We start from the raw sequence: 17,356 nt of genomic DNA on the forward strand, positions 1-17,356 counted from the left end.
CACACATTTATATCATCGCATTAATTGAACAATTGCCCCAGAAATGTGGCGCGCCACATTTTAGCCGAGTCGCACCTTGATATGACAGCTAAAGCGACTTGTTACGCTTGCCCCAGTGCAGCATTCATGACATCAGTGTCGATGCAAACATCAATTAATCACATAATTTTTTCCTCGGCTCTCCCCGATGCTTTGTCTTAAAAGTAGCAGATGATACTAAGTATCTGAGACTGAACGTTGAAACTCTCGATCGTGCTAAATTCTTAGCTTGCGTTATCACCATAAGTACGAGAGAGCCGATAATAAGTTAATGTCGATTCCAATTGCGCTTTGACGTAGGGGAGGAGAGAATAAATATCAAATTTTTATCAAAGATAGTATCTAAGTTACTGTCCTCATTTCCCCTTCATAAATCAAATACTTATCTACACTGTTACCATTATTACATTGTAACTCAGGAGAGCCAGATGAACGAACCCACTCAAAGCAATACCAAAGCAGGCTGTCCCCCAGTTCCTCAGTCGATTATGAGCGCCAGTCGGGAAGAACTAGATCGCATCGATTTAGAATAGTTAATGAAAAGGGTAAGGTTAAAAAAACGATCATTCTTTCAGGATACGAAATTATAGAAAATATTTACGAAGGAGTCAGAACCGTTGTTTATCGAGGGATAAGAAATCGGGATCGACAGCTTGTCATCGTTAAAATAATAAAAAATGATTATCCTAGCCTTGAACAAATCACCAATTTAAGGCAAGAATTTATAATCACTCAAAATTTAGAGTGTGAAGGAATTGTCAAAACTTACAAGTTAGAGAATTATCAGAATAGTTTAGCGCTGATATTAGAAGATTTTGGGGGTCTATCCCTTTATCATTTTATGGCAGCCAATAACCTGTCAATAACCGAGTGGCTGAGGGTAGCGATCGCTCTATCCGAAACTTTGATCTATCTCCATCAAGTACCGATCATTCACAAAGACATTAAGCCCTCAAATATCATTATCAATCCAGCGACAGGAAAAGTAAAACTGACTGACTTTAGTATTTCATCGCGCTTGGAATTGAAAAACCAAAGCATTAGCAATCCCAACTTGCTAGAAGGGACTCTCGCTTATATGTCACCCGAACAAACGGGAAGGATGAATCGCGCAATTGACTACCGCACCGACTTCTACTCTTTGGGAGTGACTTTCTATGAAATGCTGACCAACCAGTTGCCATTTAGTACCACCGATCCGATGGAGTTGGTTTACTGTCATATTGCCAAACAACCCGTCCCACCTAAAGAGGTAGCAGAAATTCCTCAAGCGGTTTCAGATATTGTGATGAAACTGTTAGCAAAAAATGCGGAAGACCGATATCAAAGTGCGGCGGGATTAAAATTTGACCTGGAAACTTGTTTGCAGCAATTGCAGACAACTGGAAAGATTGAAAATTTTGCCATCGGTCAACGCGATCGCGGCAACCAATTACTCATTCCCCAGAAACTTTATGGTAGAGAAACCGAAGTCCAAATTCTTCTAGATGCCTTTGGACGAGTCAGCCTCGGTGCCACCGAGATGATGTTAGTTTCCGGTTATTCCGGGATTGGTAAAACTTCAATCGTCAATGAAGTTCATAAACCAATTGTAGCAGCTAGGGGATATTTTATTGCGGGTAAGTTTGACCAGTTTAAGCGCAACATTCCCTATGCGGCGTTAATCCAAGCATTTCAAGAATTAGTTCGTCAGCTATTAACAGAAATTTCCGAACACATTGCTATTTGGAAAGAAAACTTATTAAAGTCGCTAGATAATAACGGTCAAGTTATTATTGATGTTATCCCCGAAGTCGAACTAATTATCGGTAAACAGCCTGAAGTTCCTCAACTGGGTTCATCGGAATCCCAAAACAGATTTAATCGGGTCTTTCAACAATTTATTCGCGTTTTTTGTCAACCCGAACACCCGCTAGTCATATTCCTAGACGATTTACAGTGGGCAGATTCGGCATCTCTAAAGTTAATTCAACTCTTAGTCACTGACCCAGATAGCAAATATTTGTTAACGATTGGAGCTTATCGAGATAACGAAGTCAGTCCCGTTCATCCTTTAATTCAGACAATAGAAAAAATTCAAGAAACTGAAACGGCGGTGAATAATATCACCATTCAGGCGCTGGCTTTGGATAGCGTCAACCAATTAATCGCCGACACTCTCGATGCCAGCGTAAATTCAGACAAAATCAAAGTTTTTTCCGAGTTACTTTTTAATAAAACCCAAGGCAATCCGTTTTTCTTAACGCAGCTACTCAAAACCCTGTACTCGGAAAATCTGCTGGTTTATCAAGTAGATACAGACCGCTGGGAGTGGGATATTCAACAAATACAGGCGATTGGTATCGCAGATTTCAATATTGTTGAACTGGTTGGTCGCAATATTCGCAAACTCCCTGAAAAAAACCAGAAATCATTAAAATTAGCGGCTTGCATCGGCAACCAATTTAACTTAGAAGTTTTATCAATTGTCAATGAAGAATCAAACTTAGCGACGGCTGCTCATTTGTGGGAGGCAATGCAAGCGGGTTTGATTCTGCCGCTGTCTGAAAATTACAAAATTCCTCTAGTCTTTGCCCAGGAAGAGTTGGCATCTATACGCGATATCAAAGTTGACTACAAATTTTTGCACGATCGCGTGCAGCAAGCAGCCTATTCTTTGATTCCAGAATCGGAGAAAAAAGCCACTCACCTGAAAATTGGTCAACTACTGCTGAATAATACAACAGAGCAAGAGCGAAAAGATAATATTTTTGCTCTGGTTAACCAACTGAATTTTGGCACAGATTTGCTAACTAATCAGTCAGAAAAAGATGAGTTAGCCCAATTAAACCTGATTGCTGGACAGAAAGCAAAGGCAGCTACTGCCTATGAAGCCCCTGTTAATTATTTGAATGTAGGTATAGAACTCCTGAGTCAAGATAGCTGGGAAAGTAGATACGATGTGACATTTAATTTTTATCGGGAAGCGGCGGAAGCCGAATATCTCAATGCCAATTTAGAACGTGCGGAAATTTTGTGCGATCGCACTCTCCAAAAAGCCAAAACAATCCTCGAACAAGTCAACTTATATGTGCTGAAAATTAGGCTTAACCTCGCTAAAAACCAGATTAAATCTGCTTTAGATACTGGGCTACAAATCCTAGAAATACTGGGAGTGACAATATCTCAATCACCCCCGCAAGAACTTAATATTGAGGAGTTAGCTACGCTGCCAAAAATGATCGATCCCTACAAGCTGGCGGCTATGGAGCTTTTAGTTCTGATTTTCCCACCAGCTTGCTTCGCAGAAAGCCCGCTATCGCTACCAATTCTATATACTACGATCGAACTTTCTCGTCAGTATGGGAATTCGCCACAGTGTACTTTTGCCTATTCTATTTACGGAGCAATGGTGTCTTGGCTCATACCAGATATAGATTTTGCCTATCAACTTGGTAAACTTTCTTTACAAGTATTAGAGCAGTTAGATGCCAAAGAGTTTCGTTCTAAAATATTGGTTAATGTTTCCATCTGTATTACGCACTTCAAAAAGCATACTAGGGAAACTATAAAACCCCTTCGTCAAGCAATTAATAGCGGCTTAGAATTTGGAGATATAGAATATGCTTGTCATGCTGCTGATTACTACTGCGCTCATCTGTTTTTTAATGGCGAGCATCTAGACTACGTGCAAGAACAACAAAAACACTATATTGATTTTGCCGATAATTTTTCCCAAGAATATCAGTTTTATCTGCTCAAAATAATTGGTCAATTAGTCGCAAATTTACGAGGCATAACAGATAATAGCCTGATTTTAACTGGTGAATTTTTGAATGAGGGAGAAGCTATTGCTTATTTGACAAAAATTAATAATTTAATGTCTTTATTTAGAGTGCTTTTTGCAAAAACCCTACTTTGCTATTTATTTAAAGATTATAAAAATGCTATAATTTATGCTAAAAGAGCGTTAGATAATTCAATGCTAGTTCAAGCTAATATTAGCTTTAATAACCAGGTTTATTACTATTCTATGGCTCTTTTAGCTCAGTATTTTCAGGAAAGTGAGGAAAAGCAGCAACAATACCTGAAACAAGTAGAAGAAAATCAGGAAAAGATGAAATATTGGGCGCAACATTGCCCAATGAATTACCAGCATGAGTATGACTTAGTAGAAGCAGAAAAAGCCCGCGTATTGGGGCAATCTTTCTCAGCAATGGAATATTACGACTTGGCGATAGATGGAGCCAAGGAAAATGGATACGTCCAGCACGAAGCCCTCGCCAATGAACTAGCAGCAGAATTTTATTTAACTTTAGGTCGTCAGAAAGTAGCGCGTACCTACATGATAGACGCTTACTATGCTTATATTCGCTGGGGAGCAAAGGCAAAAGTTAAAGATTTAGAAGAGCGCCATGCTGAATTACTCGCACCAGTCGTCGGTAGGAAAAACAGCCTGACGAGTGGAAGAGACGAAACGATTTTTCAGACCAGAACGACTGTCACTTCTACCAGTTCAGGTGCTGCAAACGAGCTGGATTTATCAACAATTATCAAAGCCTCCCAAGCGCTCTCAGGGGAAGTTCATTTAGATAAGTTACTCTCGAAGTTGATGCAAGTCTTGCTGGAAAACGCGGGAGCAGAAAAGTTTTATTTCATCATACCTGACCCAGCAGGTAAGTGGAAAATTGAAGCTCAATGTACGGGTGAACGATGTGAATTAATATCTAAGTCAGCGACTGAAAATCAAGTGATGCCTATCTCGCTGGTTAATTATGTACAACGCACGCAAGAAACTCTGGCGATGGATGATGCAACGAATAAAAGCAGGTTTGCATCTGACCCGTATATTATTCAGCAGCGACCTAAATCTATCTTGTGTAGCTCTCTGATCGATCAAGGTAAATTGGTGGGCATCTTATACCTAGAAAATAATTTAACAGCGGGGGCTTTTACGCGCGATCGCTTAGAAGTCCTCAACATCATTTCCGCCCAAGCTGCGATCTCCATCGAAAATGCCCGTCTCTATCAAACTTTAGAAGAAAAGGTGCAACAACGCACCGCCCAACTCGCCCAAGCAAACCAGGAAATTAGCAGCCTCAATAACAAACTTAAAGCCGAAAACATCCGCCTCAGTGCTGAGTTAGAAGTCACGAAACGACTGCAACAAATGATCTTGCCCAAACAATCAGAACTAGATAAAATTAAAGGATTAGAAATAGCTGGATATATGGAACCTGCCGATGAAGTGGGTGGCGACTACTACGACGTGCTAACCCAAAATGAGCGGGTAAAAATTAGCATCGGCGATGTTACTGGACATGGTTTAGAAAGTGGCGTATTAATGATTATGGCGCAAACCGCCGTCCGCACTCTCCAACAAATGAACGAAACCGATCCGGTGAAATTTCTTGATGTGTTAAACCGCACCCTTTATGCCAATATCGAGCGCATCGACTCGTCTAAAAACATGACCTTGGCTTTGTTAGATTATCAAGATAGTAACTTCAGCCTCAGCGGTCAACATGAAGAAGTTATCGTAGTCCGTACTGATGGTAACATCGAACGGCTCGATACAATGGAACTCGGCTTTCCTCTAGGATTAGAGGAAGATATTGCTGATTTTGTTTCCCAAGTTGAAGTGCATCTTAATCCAGGGGATGTAGTAGTGCTTTACACAGATGGAATTACCGAAGCTGTAAATATAAATAAAGTGTATTACGGCATAGAAAGATTGTGCCAAGTGACAAAAGAAAATCGCCACAAAACGGCTGAAGAAATTCGACAAGCAGTAATCGATCATCTGCGGCAACATATTGACAAACATAAAGTTTTTGACGACATTACGTTGGTAGTTATAAAACAGAAATAACGCAAGTTGGTAATTGGTAATTGGTAAATTGTTTGAGCGTCCGACGATAGAAACCGACTTCACGCCCAACAATTTTGGAAATGGTGCGCGGACTCACGAAGGTGCGATCGAAAGCTGAGCGCTACGTCTGTGCTAAATTGGGCGATCGGCGAATTTACTGCAAACATCCACCTAAAATCCAAAATTCCTCAAACACATCAACCAACTTGTGGTAAAAAGAAATTTGTGTGTATGCGTACCAACTGACACCAAAACCTGGTGAGTATTAGGTTGCCTCGCAGGTTGAACAGACAAAACTTGCACTTTCATTGTATTAACGAGTAATATCAAATCCGTTGGTATCGGAATTATTAATCTCTCTCTTCTCTTCCTCTGTGTCCTCTGCGGTCTCTGCGGTTAAATCATTCCGAAATTAGAAATCTCATTCAAAGCTAAGTCTAAATCCCCCTTTCCTGCCAATAAGAGTAAAAGGGAGATTTAGGACGATCGCTAAAGCGTCAAAGACTGAGGATTTGTCTCAATCAATTTCGCTAAATCTTGCAAGAAAGACGCAGCATCAGCACCGTAAATAATCCGGTGATCGCAAGTAATATTCACCTGCATTTGCCGCTTCACTCCCATCAAACCATCTTCATTAGCTACTACTTGCGGCCGCGAAGAGCCGATCGCCAAAATCGAGCCTTGATTCGGCGGCAAAATCGCGTCAAACTTGTCTACTCCAAACATTCCCAAATTGGAAAGAGTAAAAGTTCCCGTGCTGTATTCATCAGGCTTCAACTGCTTGGTGCGAGCGCGATCGACTAAATCCTTCCAAGTGCGAGAGAGCGAATAAATATCGAGGCGATCGGCATTTTGCAACACCGGCGTAATCAAACCACCGCCATCCATCGCCACCGCTACCGCCACATTAATATCAGCGCGGTATTGAATTCCCGACTCCACATAAGAAGCATTCAGCAGAGGATGTTTTTGTAAAGTTACAGCTACAGCCTTCGCCAGCATAGCCGTCATCGTGACGCCCTTCGACTTAATTTGTTTGTAGAGTTTGTCGAGATTATCAGTAGTAATTGTGTAACCCACGCGGAAAGAAGGCACGCTCAAACTTGCTTCCATATTCCGCACCACCGCATTTTGCAGCGCATTCATCGGTACTTTTTGGCCCGAAAGTGCGATCGCCGGGACTGGTGCGGGTGCGGGTTTGGCTGCTGCGGGGGCGGGTGCTGCGGGGGCGGGTGCTGCGGGAACTGTTACCGCTTGCTGAACCGGAGCGGGTTGAGCTTTGCCGGCTGCTGCTTCCACATCCTCTGCGACAATGCGACCGTTGGGCCCGCTGCCTTTGATAGAATTCAAATCTACTTTAAACTCTTTGGCTAATTTGCGAGCGCGGGGAGAAACGACGCTGCGGCCGTTTTGGCGGCTGACATTTTGCTGTAAACCTGCTGAGGATGTAGCTGCGCTGACAGGAGCGGGGCTGGGAGCCGGGGCTGCTGCTGGGGTTGGAGCGGCGGCTCCTTGCTGCTGAGCGACGGCGATTTCGGCTTCTGTTTCTGCCACTAGGGCGATTGCCGCCCCCACCGGAGCAACTTCGCCTGCAGGTACGATAATTATTGCTAAATAGCCTTCGTAGAAAGACTCGACATCCATGTCGGCTTTGTCGGATTCAACGACTACCACCGTTTCGCCTTTTTCTACTTTGTCTCCGGCGGATTTGACCCAGGAAACAATTTTGCCCTCTGTCATTGTCGAACTCAGGGCTGGCATGAAAACTTCGCGAATCATCTGTAAAAAGTCCTTTTGTGTTGGTAATAGGTAATCGGTATTTGGCAATTGATAATTGGCGATCGGCTACCGGCAATACTTATTATTATGCCAGTCTCTCGCATTCTTGATGTGTGACTGTTGACTCAAAATCAATTGCCAATTACCGATCGCCAATTACCACTTACCAATTTCTAAATATCACCTCGAATTTCTTCGACTATGCCGTCGCGGAGGAGAATTTCTACTTGCATTTTTTGAATCAAGTTTTCTCCGAGCCCGACAGTGAACGTGCCGTCAATTTGACCTTGACTCACTTCTTGTTCCAGGTCTAGCACCTGCACTTGCTGAAGCTGTTGCAGGTTTTGGTTTTTCTGTTCTAGCAGTTCGCTTTTTCTTTGATTCACCTGCACTTGAATGTTTTCTATTTGCTGCATTACTTGCGGGCCTGGGGGCTGCAGATTTTGCTTTTGGATTTCTGAAATCATCCGCTGCCCTTGCATTTCTAACTGTTGTAGCTGAGAATCAATTTGGTTGATTTGGGCTTGGAGTTGCTGTTGAGCTTCTTCTTTCCAGCGGGGAGTAACGACGACTTTAACGTTAATCGATCGTTTCAAGAGTAATTGTGGTTCCATAAAGTTGTTGCTTGTCAATTAGGAATTAGGCATTAGTCATTAGTCATTAGTTGGTAAACATGAACTAATGGCCCAGGACTGAGGACTCGGACTCGGGACTCGGGTGTTGGGATAATTTTTGCTTTTCCATTCCCCAAGTCCTGCGAATATTTCAAAACATCCCGTCAATCATATCGCGGTAGTGTTGCGTCACAACCGGGCGCTTAATTTTCAGGGTCTGGGTCAACATTCCATTTTCGATCGAAAATGGCTCCTGAATCAACCGAAACGGGCCGATGCGATCGTCCGCGCGGTATCCAGGGCGATTTTGCACCTCTCGGTTCAATTCTTTGCGGAATAAATCTTGAATTGTCTTGCTATTCCAGTCAATTTCGTGTAATGGGGGAGTCTGAGTTTCTGCCCATTTCTGCACGGCTTCTGCATTGGGGACAATTAAGGCGCCGACGGATTTCTGGTCTTGACCTACTAACATAATTTGGTCGATGTAGGGGCTGCGGACGCAGGCGTCTTCTATGGGCTGGGGTTCGATGTTTTCGCCGTTGGTGAGGACGATCGTATCTTTGGCCCGCCCGGTCAAGATTAAGTCATTTCCCGGTGTCAGCCAGCCCAAATCGCCGGTGTCGAACCAGCCTTGGGAGTCTATCGCCTTGGCAGTCGCTTGGGGATTGAGATAATAACCTGCCATAATTTGCGGCCCCCGCGCCAATACTAAACCGCGCTGGCCTGTTGGCAGTTGCTGTCTGGTTTCCGGGTCTACTATTTTAATTTCCGTATGGGCTAGAGGCTGTCCTGCGGAACCTTTAAGATTGTGCCAAGGGCGGCGCACAGTTAAAACCGGCGAAGTTTCGGTTAAACCGTATCCCACCAACAAACCGATATTCGCTATTTCAAAGAAATTGTCTATATGCGCGGCCAAAGAACCGCCTCCGCTAATTGCCCATTTTAAGCGTCCCCCTGTAGCTTCCCTGACTTTTTTGTAAACCAATTTTTCGGCCAGGGCGTGTACGGGCGACCACAGAATGCTTTTGATGCGGGCGATTAGTTTTTCGGAAGCAGAAGCCGGTGTCAAACTCAGAGTTAATCCTTGGGAAATGCGGCGGTTCTCGATGTATTGCTGGCTGGCAGATAACAGGAAATTCACCAATTTTTGTTTGTTGGCTGGCTGTTCCCGAAATTGCTTTTGTACTGCCTCGTAAATCGATTCCCAGATGCGCGGAACGCTGACCATGTAGTGGGGTTTGTAGGCTTTAAAGTCTTGTTTGAAATAGCGAATATTGGTGTAAATTTGGGTGCATCCTTGGGAAAGCAGGAAGTATTCGACGCTGCGTTCGTAAGCGTGCCAACTGGGCAACATACTGAGGGCGCATTCGCCCGGTTCTGGCTGGAGAACTGTACCTAAAGTGGTGACTTGGTGCAGCAGGTTGCCGTGAGTCAGCATGACGCCTTTGGGTTTGCCGGTGGTGCCGCTGGTGTAGAGGAGGGTGGCGAGGGTTTGCTGGCTGTGGTTGGTGGGTTTGAGGGGACGGTTGGCCCCTGTGGTCATGACTTGGGAAAATTTGACTGTGCTCAGGGTTTGGCTGATTTCCGGTTCTTCGTCCGAGAGGAGGACGATGAGTTGAACGGGCAAATCTGGGAGGCGGTGTTGCAGTTTTTTCAGTAATGCCAGGTTTTCGACTACCAAGGCACTGCTGCCGCTGTCTTGGATGATGTACAAAAGTTCTTCGGGGTCGGCGGTGGCACCTCGAACGGCGTTGGCGGCCCCGGCCATCATGATGCCTTGGTCGGCTATCAGCCAGCGGGGGCTGTTGTCGGCGAAGAGGGCGACGCGGGGAGGGACTGCTTCTTCGGGATTTGGTTCGATGCCGAGGGCTTGGAGGCCGGCGGCGAATTGCTGGATTTGCTGGTAGAGGTCGGTGTAGGTGAATTTGATTTCTGGCTGGCTGTGGGGGTCGTGGAGGGCGACGGTTTGACCGAATTTTTGTTTGACGGTAGCCCAAATTTCGGGTATCGATCGAATGGAACTGTAATCGATCAGGCGGCTGAGGTTCGCGCGTTCGCGATCTGCCATTTGATAGGATGTGTTGTTCATAAGGATTTTTGCGATTTGTGTGAGATTAAAGAGTTGTTTGTGAATCTATTATTAATTTATATCTGAAGGGGGGCGATCGAACCGGGACAGTTTGCATACCTGTCTGTACCTGAGAGAGGCTATTTTTTGTTAGTTGTTGTTATCTTTTCATCGATCGGGCTGAGGCAGAAATCGGCTTTTTTGCAAAAATGTTCGATCGCAGCCTTTAATATCGATCAAAAACCCGGTTTCTTTGGTATTTGATGCACAATTATCCATTTAGCAAACAAAGTTAAACAGAAATATATGAATTTACGAAAGTTTATAGTAGTTGCTTTGAGTGCGATCGCGGCATCATGTGGAAATGTACTTGGAGCCAAAGTTGCACAGACGCAACCAGAAAATAGTAGACGAACATTTGCTGATTGGTGTCGCCAAAAAGCTGATTTGAGTCCTGAAACCAAATATACCGTTGATGTGCTGTTGAAGGAAGCGGGGACTAATGATTGCGATGCGGCCGATCGGAAACTTTCTAGTCTCACGGAGCTCTACCTCAACCACCAGGGGATCGGCGATATCAAACCGCTAGCATCCTTGACTAACCTGACACAGCTCGCCCTCGCCTTCAATGAAATCGGCGACATCAAACCGCTAGTATCCTTGACTAACCTGACCAATCTCTACCTCAGCTACAATCAAATCAGCGACATCAAACCGCTAGCATCCTTGACTCACCTGACACAGCTCCACCTTGATGGCAATAAAATCGGCGACATCAAACCGCTAGTATCCTTGACTAACCTGACTGCGATCGACCTCACCTTCAATGAAATCAGCGACATCAAACCGCTAGCATCCTTGACTCACCTGACACAGCTCGTCCTCCAAGGAAATCAAATCGGCGACATCAAACCGCTAGCATCTTTGACGAAACTGACTGAACTCGACCTCATCAATAATCAGATCGGCGACATCAAACCGCTAGCATCCTTGACTAACCTGATGGATCTCAGGCTCATCGGAAATCAAATCGGCGACATCAAACCGCTAGCATCTTTGACGAAACTGACGAAGCTGTGGCTCAGTGGCGATGGGATCGGCGATATCAAACCGCTAGCATCCTTGACTAACCTGACGAAGCTCTGGCTCAAGGGAAATCAGAGCGGCGAGATCAAACCGCTAGTATCCTTGACTAACCTGACTGAACTCAGCCTCGAAGGAAATCAGAGCGGCGAGATCAAACCGCTAGCATCCTTGACTAACCTGACGAAGCTGATCCTCAGAGGCAATCGGATCGGCGAGATCAAACCGCTAGCATCCTTGACTAACCTGACATATCTCGACCTCAGCAATAATCAAATCAGGGATATCAAACCGCTAGCATCCTTGACTAACCTGACATATCTCGACCTCAATGGCAATCCGATCGCTCCCAAGACTTGTCCTCTTTCGCCAGAGTCTATCTGTAAGTGGGAACCATAACCCAAACCATAAAACTTGAAAATGATGCCCGATCGCACTTCAATATTTCAATGACGATGGCTGTGCTGCTGATAAAGTTCGATCGCGAGTTCGAGTCGCACATCGGCTTCAGTCAGGGGGAGATTGTCGGGAAGGTCGATCGTAATTTGCATGATTTAAGCTACTTTTTAATTTTGATGGTCTTTTAAGTGCGATCGATAATGTCTCGAATTTGATTAGCTGGGATGTCATCTTGGTCTGACTTGGAGTAGATAACGACGAGTAAGATGTAGGTATCGCCCCTGAGTTGATAGATAACTCGCTAGCCGCCACTTTTTTTGCCTTTTTGGATGTCGCTGTTTTTGAGGCGGACTTTGAAAACAGTGTAGCCTGTGCCGGGGATTTGGTCGCCGATGAAATTGCCAGACTGTAGCTCATCAAGTAGCGGTTTTAGGTCGGTGCGGATACTGCGGTAGCGTTTAATTAAGGTAAGGTGCGAAGTCGTGTTTTGAACTCATCGGAAAAGAGAAGCTGGATTTGGGGTGTCTCGTCAGTCATCAATGCCATCCCACAGTTCGGAAATAGGATGTAATTTGCCTTCTTTAATTTGCTGGAGGGAGGTACGGAGGCTAGCTAGGACGAGTTCGGTGGGTTCGTCATCGGGATCTGCGGGCGGGGTGACAATATGGCGGCTGATTAATAGTTGGTACAAGTCGTCCACAGACATTACAGCGAGTTGAGCGGCTTTATCGAGACGGAGGCTGTGCTGCTGATAAAGTACGATCGCCAATTCTATCCTCACATCGGCTTCAGTCAGGGGGAGGTTGTCGGGAAGGTCGATCGTAATTTGCATAATTTATAGTACCTTTTTATTTCAATTGTCTCTGAAGTGCGATCTTACAGATTCATTAAACTTTGATTCATTGTTTCTGCCTGTTCCTAACTTTTACAGCTATTGTGCAAAAGGCATTTGGGAAGTCGCAATGAGTAACGTGCAGGCTGCTCAATTACTAGCAGTTGCCTTGACTGAGCAGAACTCAGGTGAAGCGGCATGAAATAGGGTGAATTCAACAACAGATGATACGGCTAAGATGTGCCGAAAAGTACCCTTCCTCCCATCCCCAAAATAATTTAACTAGATTTTGCGGCGGCAATCGCTGGATTCTGCATAGTTAATGACTTACCGCAACGCAACTATCTGGTATTGTATCAGAGCAATTAACTACGAAATCACTACCGTCAATCCTGCTTTCAACAGTGTCGGTAATTGAAAATACAAAGACTTGCCACCGCCCGTCGGGATGACAATCATCATATCCAGTTTTTGTAAAGCAGGTTCGACAATTTCCTGAGTTGGTTGTTGGATTCTACACTATTCCATGCTTTTGGAGAACCAATACACTGAGTGCGATCGCACAAAATTCCTTAAGCAGAGAAACCGATACTTTTAATCGGGGTTTAGATTCATAGTGATGGGTAGCGATAGTGATGGGTTTAGGCCATCACAGAAGTCACCCCCAAATGGAAGACCGTTATCAATCGCAAAACTTTCCATCTTACTTTAATCCGTTATATACCCAGACCAGAGGGTCAATTAATTGCTTGAATTGCTGCTACAAATTAACAGCCATCAATATTTCTTTACCACGATCGGGCCCTGGATTTCACAAACGAGCGTCGAAAATTGATGGTTTTTGAGTTCTGAATGTCAATTTCTCTGTAGATATACGTATGCCGCACACAACACCTGCCTCGCCCAGCTTCACACAATCTTCACAAATATTCCGTATAATTACGGTAGTTATATAAAGATTACGTAAAGATTGCCCTTAAAGGTAGCCAAAACCACGATTCTGTAAGTTAAACTGAGAGCCAGCCAAAACCACACTTACGTAATCACCACAAAATCCTGAAAAAACGCAATTTTATATATCCTAAAGGCGTTGAAGGGATGCCGTAACTAAGAGGTGTTAGTCGGACATACAGCGGATTCCAGGTTTATAAAGTACACCCCAGAAACCGGGTTTCTTCTGGATTTATCGCCAGAAACCAGTTTTATTCAAGAAACCCGGTTTCTCTGTACTTCACTTACCTGGAAAGTGCTGTATCGACAAACAGTTTGTAAGCCAACTAGGTTGCAACTAAACCAATAAAAATCGCTCATAACCGGGTTAGTTGCCATTCAAAAAAAATGAAACACTTTTTTGACAGGGTAAGTTATGAAAAAAAAATTAGGGGTGGGAAATCAAATTTTTAAAACCCCAGAAGCCTTGGAAAATTTCCCGGCCATTCATAAAAATTTCGAGGAAGTCGGTGCAGGGCAGACTTTAGTGGCGAAATTAAATACAGCCTGTGAAATTTGCGAGTTTCAACTCGGAGATGAAATCACTCAATATCAAACATCAGATAATAGCAACAATTTCCTTGAAAAAGAACAGAAGGATTCCCTACGGGATAGCTTCGCTTCACGCAATTTTTATTTAGTTTGCGAGGGAAGAGTCAGGCTGCTAGCGGTAGAAGCGTCGCAACAGCAGGAGATTTCGGCGGTGGTACTGGAAGTCGGAGCAATATTTGGCACAGATCACCTATTTATTGAAAGCGGACTGCCTTACAGGGCTATTGCGGCTGGGACTTGCCAAATCGGTCGAATTTCCGCCACCACATTGGAGCTGATTTTAGAAGAATTCCCGCAACTGCAACTGCACTGGCGGCAAGAATTTCAAAAGCGACAGCGGTTAATCTTTTTCAAGACACAAACAGATTTGCGATCGCTCCCTCCCCACAAACAACAGCTTCTGTGGCCGCACTTACTTCCTTACACAGAAGAAAGCCGAATTACTGCCGGAGTTTCCATCGCTGAGCACTGCCAAAACTCCAACAATCATTTTTGGCTCCGCAGCGGTCAAATTCAAGGTCAATCACCGCCAATTCTCGGCAGTAATTGGGAACATTCAGACGTAAAGAGCGACTGGATAGCGGTAACAAACCTGATAATTTACCAGCTTAGCAGCGAACAGTGGGAAATAGCCAAAGCCACAATTAGTTCCGAAAGCAATTCCCGCCCTAAAATCATTCGCAAACCTCCAATTTTAAGCTTAGTAACGCCGCCCCAAGATGCCAGATATAGCCCACAAACCGAGCCATCAAAATTAACCGCAGTTGCTCGGCAAAAAGCCGCAACCGGAATCATCAGCTTTCCCAAACCCAAGCAGCGGCGCTGGTTGAGCAGCAGACACCCATTCATTCAACAACAGAGCGCAGCAGATTGTGGAGCAACTTGCTTAGCGATGATTAGCGAGTATTGGGGTAAAAAATTCAGCCTAAATTACTTGCGCGAATTGGCAGAAATTGGCCGCAGCGGCGCTTCGCTCAAGAGTCTGGCAAAAGCAGCGGAAAGGATGGGCTTTCAAACCCGTCCCGTGCGAGCTTCTTTAACTCCGCTGCGAAATCAAAATCCCTGGATTGCTCACTGGCAAGGCAATCACTACGTGGCAGTTTACCGCTTTAAAAATCAACAGGTTTTAGTTGCCGATCCGGCTGCGGGCAAGCGGTGGATGAGCATTAAAAGTTTTACCGAAAATTGGACTGGGTACGCCCTAATTTTAGACCCGACAGCGGAACTCTACCGCAATCACACTGCCGAACATCAAGGCATCAAACTTAAAGATTTTGTTGGCATAGTCTGGCCCTACCGGGCTGCGATCGCCCAAATTCTGATCCTCTCCTTGTTGCTCCAACTATTTGGTTTAGTTACTCCCCTATTTACTCAAGTAATTCTCGACCAAGTGGTTGTCAGCAAAAGCGTAGTAACTCTGCACGTTTTTGCGATCGGACTGCTGCTGTTTAGTGTTTGGCGAACGCTGTTGGGTGCAACGAGACAGTATTTGCTGGATTATTTGTCGAACCGCATTGACGTGACTTTAATTAGCGGCTTTATCAGTCACACTCTCAGTTTGCCGATTAAGTTTTTTGAATCTCGTCAGGTGGGCGATATCTTGACGCGGGTTCAGGAAAATCAAAAAATTCAGGCATTTTTGACTCGCCAAGCTATTACGGCTTGGTTGGATGCTTTGATGGCTGTAGTTTACATCGGACTGATGGTTTACTATAACTGGCGTCTGGCTTTGTTGGTGCTGGCGTTGATTCCGCCGATCGTGATTTTGACTTTAATCGCAACTCCCTTTCTGCGAAAAGTGTCCCGCGAGATTTTTACCGAAAGTGCCAAGCAAAATTCATCTTTGGTGGAAATGATTACTGGGGTAGCTACGGTTAAGGCAACTGCTGCTGAGCGAGAAATGCGTTGGCGCTGGGAAGACCAATTAACTTCGATGATTAATGCTAAATTTCGCGGGCAGAAGTTGGCGAATTCTTTGCAGGTGATCGGGGGCGGGATTAATACTTTGGGGAGTACGGCTTTGCTGTGGTACGGGGCAATGCTGGTGATTCAAGACGAGTTGACGATCGGTCAATTTGTGGCTTTTAATATGATGATTGGGAGCGTAATTTCTCCTGTGCTTTCAGTGGTGGGACTTTGGGATGAGTTTCAAGAAGTGCTGGTTTCGATCGAGCGTTTGGATGATGTATTCTCTGCCCAACCTGAAGAAAGCCCTTACAAGCCAATGCTGGTGCTGCCTCGCATTCAGGGAAACGTCAAGTTTGACAATGTTTCTTTCCGTTATGCTCAGGATGAGGAACGCAATACGCTGCAAAATCTTTCCTTTGAGGTGCAAGCTGGAGAAACTGTGGCAATTGTCGGCCGCAGCGGTTCCGGTAAGAGCACTTTGGTAAAGTTGCTGCAAGGTTTCTATTATCCAGAAAAGGGGCGGCTGACAATTGACGGCCACGATATTCGGCACATTTCTTTGCAGTCGCTGCGAGTTCAGTTGGGTGTTGTTCCTCAAGATTGTTTCTTGTTTTCGGGAACGATTTTGGAAAATATTACGCTGTATAAAAACGGAAACGATGCGGATTCTGCAAGCTTGGAACAGGCGATAGAAGTGGCGAAGCTAGCAGAAGCTCACGCTTTTATTCAAGATATGCCGCTTGGTTATCAAACTCCTGTGGGGGAAAGGGGAACGAGTTTGTCTGGGGGCCAGCGACAGCGAATTGCGATCGCCCGCGCTCTTTTGGGCGATCCCCGAATTTTGGTTTTGGATGAAGCAACTTCTTCGCTGGATACCGAATCTGAGCGCAGGTTTCAGCAAAATCTCGCCCGCATTAGTCGCGATCGCACTGCGTTTATTATCGCTCACCGGTTGTCTACGGTGCGTAATGCCGATCGCATTTTGGTTCTAGACAAAGGCATTTTAGCCGAACAAGGCAACCACGACGAATTGATGGCTGAACGCGGACTTTACTATCACCTCGCTCAGCAACAACTCGATATTTAAGTCATTAGTCATTGGTCATCAGTCATTAGTCATTGGTCATTAGTTATTGGTCATTAGTTATTGGTCATTAGTTATTGGTCATTAGTTATTGGTCATTAGTCATTAGTCATTAGCAAGACAAGGCTAAAGATAATTTTCATATCATGTCCGATCG

7 protein-coding genes and 1 pseudogene are annotated in these 17,356 nt (G+C 44.7%); 3 read left to right on the forward strand and 5 right to left on the reverse strand.

Annotated features, from left to right (window positions below):
- Positions 1–625: 625 nt before the first annotated feature.
- Entirely contained in the window at positions 626–5,890 is a 5,265-nt protein-coding gene (locus QUA50_RS10930; RefSeq protein ID WP_333263070.1) for an AAA family ATPase, read from the forward strand.
- Positions 5,891–6,379: 489 nt separating this feature from the next.
- On the opposite strand, the gene QUA50_RS10935 is transcribed toward QUA50_RS10930, so the two are convergent.
- The 3 genes from QUA50_RS10935 to QUA50_RS10945 form a co-directional block, all read right to left on the reverse strand.
- Complete coding sequence (locus QUA50_RS10935; RefSeq protein ID WP_333263025.1) at positions 6,380–7,669, reverse strand: dihydrolipoamide acetyltransferase family protein; 1,290 nt, start codon at positions 7,667–7,669, stop codon at positions 6,380–6,382.
- Between the two features lie 173 nt (positions 7,670–7,842).
- Entirely contained in the window at positions 7,843–8,283 is a 441-nt protein-coding gene (locus QUA50_RS10940) for a YlqD family protein (protein ID WP_015179467.1), read from the reverse strand.
- A gap of 151 nt (positions 8,284–8,434) precedes the next feature.
- Positions 8,435–10,372, reverse strand: coding sequence for a long-chain fatty acid--CoA ligase (locus QUA50_RS10945; protein ID WP_333263027.1), 1,938 nt, complete (start codon positions 10,370–10,372; stop codon positions 8,435–8,437).
- Positions 10,373–10,657: 285 nt separating this feature from the next.
- Here QUA50_RS10945 and QUA50_RS10950 point away from each other — a divergent pair, with 285 nt between their 5' ends.
- The gene (locus QUA50_RS10950) at positions 10,658–11,833 is read left to right on the forward strand and encodes a leucine-rich repeat domain-containing protein (protein WP_333263030.1); all 1,176 of its coding nucleotides are present in this window, start codon (positions 10,658–10,660) and stop codon (positions 11,831–11,833) included.
- A 529-nt stretch (positions 11,834–12,362) separates the two neighbouring features.
- Here QUA50_RS10950 and QUA50_RS10955 read toward each other — a convergent pair.
- The gene (locus QUA50_RS10955; RefSeq protein ID WP_333263033.1) at positions 12,363–12,665 is read right to left on the reverse strand and encodes a UPF0175 family protein; all 303 of its coding nucleotides are present in this window, start codon (positions 12,663–12,665) and stop codon (positions 12,363–12,365) included.
- A gap of 372 nt (positions 12,666–13,037) precedes the next feature.
- Positions 13,038–13,163 (reverse strand): annotated as a pseudogene (locus tag QUA50_RS10960) (DEAD/DEAH box helicase); the annotation flags it as partial.
- Positions 13,164–14,031: 868 nt separating this feature from the next.
- Here QUA50_RS10960 and QUA50_RS10965 point away from each other — a divergent pair.
- A complete protein-coding gene (locus QUA50_RS10965; protein ID WP_333263035.1) occupies positions 14,032–17,202 on the forward strand; it encodes an ABC transporter transmembrane domain-containing protein in 3,171 nt (1,056 codons plus the stop codon).
- Positions 17,203–17,356: the final 154 nt, after the last annotated feature.

It is taken from the genome of Microcoleus sp. M2_D5, from assembly GCF_036701935.1.
Taxonomy (GTDB): Bacteria; Cyanobacteriota; Cyanobacteriia; order Cyanobacteriales; family Microcoleaceae; genus Microcoleus.